At 72.3% G+C, this 3,569-nt stretch carries 3 protein-coding genes; 2 read left to right on the top strand and 1 reads right to left on the bottom strand.

Features of this window, described 5'->3' with window-relative positions; translation table 11 throughout:
* Positions 1 to 369: 369 nt before the first annotated feature.
* Both GQS09_RS10570 and GQS09_RS10565 read left to right on the top strand, forming a co-directional pair.
* Positions 370 to 1,053 (top strand): DUF4142 domain-containing protein, encoded by a 684-nt coding sequence (locus GQS09_RS10570; RefSeq protein ID WP_165985760.1) that lies wholly within the window; start codon positions 370 to 372, stop codon positions 1,051 to 1,053.
* A 44-nt stretch (positions 1,054 to 1,097) separates the two neighbouring features.
* On the top strand, positions 1,098 to 2,534 hold the full coding sequence (locus GQS09_RS10565; protein WP_243761291.1) for a DUF1996 domain-containing protein: 1,437 nt from the start codon (positions 1,098 to 1,100) through the stop codon (positions 2,532 to 2,534).
* 127 nt (positions 2,535 to 2,661) lie between these two features.
* Here GQS09_RS10565 and GQS09_RS10560 read toward each other — a convergent pair.
* The coding region (locus GQS09_RS10560; protein WP_243761290.1) for a CdaR family transcriptional regulator at positions 2,662 to 3,569 on the bottom strand (908 nt) is incomplete at its 5' end.

Genomic DNA, 3,569 nt, shown 5'->3' with positions numbered 1-3,569 from the left:
CGGCCCCCCGCCGCCCGCCAACAGCGCCATGGCGGACGCCCTGCGCCGCGCCGGCCTGGCCTGAGCGCGGCGGAACGGCGGAAGACGGCCCGGCGGGGCCGGCCCGGAACCGGGCCGGCCCCGCCGGGCCGTCGCCGTGTCCTGGCGGGCCGCGGACCTTAGCACCACCGCTACCGGACGGCCAAGCGTTTATCGACTGGTGATGATTCCGGTATCCCGCCCGGCAGCCCGCACTACCGTCCGAGCCACTCCACGAGGGCGCGCCCGGGAGTTCCGGGGACGCCCTGCAACCTCAGCGGATGGAGGGCTTTCGTGCGCCTTGCAACCCGGCGTTCCGCACTGTCCGGAACGTTTGCGTCTGCTCACACCATGGGCACCGGCCTGGTGATCGCCGCTCTCGCCTTCACGATGGCGGCCCTGCTGCTGCCCGTGAAGCTGTTCGAGAACGCCGCCCTGGCCGGCCCCAACGGGGTGGTGATCAACGACGACGGCGAGGGCGTATGGAACACCCAGTACGGGCCGCTGACCCCCATCGACCGGGACTTCGTCCGGAAGGTGCGCGGTGCCGGACTCTGGGAAGGGCCGGCCGGCCGCCAGGCCATTGAGCGGGCGACCACCGACGCCGTCCGGATCGCGGGCGAGCACCTCATCGAGGGCCACACGGAGCTGGACGAGATGTCCATCGAGGTCGGCCGGGAACTCGGCATCGTCCTGCCGAACCAGCCCAACAAGCAGCAGCAGCAGGCGCTGGCCACCCTGGAGAGAGCCCAGGTCGGCATCGACTTCGAGCGCAAGTTCGCCAACATCCTGCGCAAGGCCCATGGCCAGGTGTTCGGCCTGATCGGCCAGGTGCGTGCCCAGACCACCAACTCCCTGGTCCGTGATCTCGCCACCCGGGCCAACGCGGTGGTCCTGGACCACATCACGGTGCTGGAGGCCACGGGACTCGTCGACTACGAAGAGCTCTTCGACGACGTCCCGTCCAATCCGGCCAGGGCCGTGGCTCCGCTCGCCTCCCGTTCGACACGACGACAAGGGAGCACCACAGCATGAGGCATCAGACACGCAGCCGGTCCCGCCGCCATACCCGGCCCCGGATGAGAATGGCCGTCCTCGGCACGGCACTTGTCATGGTCGGCACCGGCACCGTCTTCGCCACCCAGTACGCCGTCGGCCACTCGCGCGGCGGCGACCGGCCGGGGGCGGAGACCGGGACCATCGTCTGCCCGGAGGTCGGTGATGAACTGGAGAACGTGCCGCGTTCGGTCAGCAGGCGGGTCGGCTGGCAGCTGTCGCGGCTGGACACCCAGGTGGCCGTCGCCTACTGGGCGCTGCGCTCGGGGCGGTTCCGGACCGGGGACGTGCTGAACTGGCTGGAGCGCAAGCGCACCTCCACCATCAGCAGGATCAGTACCTCCCTCGCCTCGGTGGGCGCCCGGCCGGAGGGTCTGGAAGCCCTGGCGGCCTGCGAGTTCGAGCCGGTCGAGGAAGAGCCCGTGGACCCCGTGGACCCCGTGGACCCCGCCGACCCCGGTGAGGGCGACGGCGGCGACGGCGGCGGGGGCGAGGAGAACGCGGCCGGCGGCGAGGGCGAGGGCGACGGCGGGGGCGAGGGTGACGGCGGGGGCGAGGGCGGCAACGGCCCCGCCGAGGAGGACTTCGTCGACATCACCACCGTGGAGCCGAACGTCGTCGAACCCCGGCCCGGGGAGAACGCCTCCACCGGCAGCTTCAGCCTGGACTGCGGACTGAACGAGGAAGGCCACTTCAACTCGGACAACGTGATCGTCGCGCCCGGCGTGGACAACGGCGCCCACCATCTGCACGACTACGTGGGCAACCTGTCCACCAACGGGTTCTCCACCGACGAGAGTCTCGCCGCCGCCGACACCACCTGCGTCAACGGCGACCAGTCCACCCACTACTGGCCGGTGCTGCGCGCCCTCGACGGCCAGGACGCCTTCGACTCCCAGCTCCCCGGCGGCGGGCAGGACGGCAACGTCGGCACCATCCTGCGCCCCGAGTCGGTCTCCCTCACCTTCCGGGGCAGCCCCGTCGGCGACGTGGTCGGCATGCCGCGCTTCCTGCGCATCATCACCGGTGACGCCAAGGCGTTCACCAACGGCACGGCCAACGCCAACGCCGGCTGGAGCTGCACCGGATTCGAGGACCGGGTGGTGCTGACCGACATGTACCCGCTGTGTCCCGACGGCAGCAATGTGCTGCGCATCTTCGACTTCCAGAGCTGCTGGGACGGGCAGAACGCGGACAGCGCCAACCACCGCGACCACGTCGCCTTCGCCCGGGAGGACGGCTCCTGCCCGGACGGCTTCGTGGCCATCCCGCAGCTCGTCCACGTCTTCGAGTACGACGTCCCGGACGGCATCCCCTACGCCGTGGACGGCTTCCCGGAGCAGCTCCACAAACCGGTCACCGACCACAGCGACTTCATCAACGTCATGACGGAGGACCTCATGCGGGAGGTGGTGGACTGCATCAACACCGGCCGGCAGTGCGCGGCCCAGCCCCGATGACCGGGGGAGCCGGCTGACCGGCCGGAACGACGACGGGCGCCGGCGGGAGATGATCCCGCCGGCGCCCGTCCCGTCCGTCCGGTCAGCGGGGAAGCCCCCGGCGGACCGTGCGACGCGGCAAGAAGCGCTAACGGCCGTTGACGCGTGCCTCGCGCCCGATGCCGAGCTGGCGGAGATTGCCGGTGACGGACCGCGCACGGCGGCCGGTCCGGCAGCGCAGATTGCGCATCTGCGCCATCAGCCGGCGGCTGTGCAGGGTCATCTCCAGCTCCAGCCGGGAACGCGGATCACGCAGTGCGCACCCGAAGAGCTTCTCCAGCTGCCGCAGCCGGTAGTGCACCGTCTGCGGATGCACCTTCAGCGCCTTGGCCGCCTCGGGTGCGCCGCCGCCCTCCAGCCAGGCCAGCAGGGTGACCTCCAGCCGCTCGCTCTGCCGGGGCGTCAGCCCGGAGAGCGGACGCAGCCAGCGGGTGCCGAGCGCCCGGAGCAGGGTCTCGTCCTGGAGCAGCAGCAGCGTCGACAGATGGTCGTCGACGAAGAACACCGGTGCGTCCGGGCCGGTCTGCGCCGGTGCCAGATCCAGCAGCCGGCGCGCCCAGCGCACCGAGGACGCTGCCTCGCGCAGCAGCACGGCGTGCCCGACCGCGGCGGGATGACCGCGCAGCGCGGTCAGCAGCGCCGGGCGGATGTCCGGCCCCGGGTCCGGGATCAGCAGCACCTGCTGGTCCCGGGTGCGGCCGTGCAGGACCTCACCGAAGACGTCCTCGGGGAGGTGGATCTCGCGGGGCTCGGGGAGCACCACGGCCTGTACCTGTTCGGGCAGCGGCCATCCGGCCCGCTGCGCGAGGTCCGCCGGCAGGTCCTCGGGGACCGGCGGGTCGAAGGTCAGCGCGGCGAACAGCTCGTGCCGCGCCAGGTCCCGGTCCAGATCGCCGGCCTCCCAGTCCAGGCCGTCCGGGCCGGGGCGGGTTGCCGGCGCCGCCGCGCCGGTGGGGGGCGTGGAGGCCGGGGGCGCAGCGGCGGCTGCGGGCGGGG

The organism is Streptomyces sp. YIM 98790, from assembly GCF_011421595.1.
Taxonomy (GTDB): Bacteria; Actinomycetota; Actinomycetes; order Streptomycetales; family Streptomycetaceae; genus Streptomyces.
The sequence above is the reverse complement of the archived record's forward strand: the minus strand, read 5'-3'. Positions and strand labels throughout refer to the sequence as shown.

Bases quoted from the DNA above. Each gene is read 5' to 3' on its own strand.
- GQS09_RS10570 (WP_165985760.1), top strand. From the start codon at position 370: ATGGGCACCGGCCTGGTGATCGCCGCTCTCGCCTTCACGATGGCGGCC.
- GQS09_RS10565 (WP_243761291.1), top strand. From the start codon at position 1,098: ATGAGAATGGCCGTCCTCGGCACGGCACTTGTCATGGTCGGCACCGGC.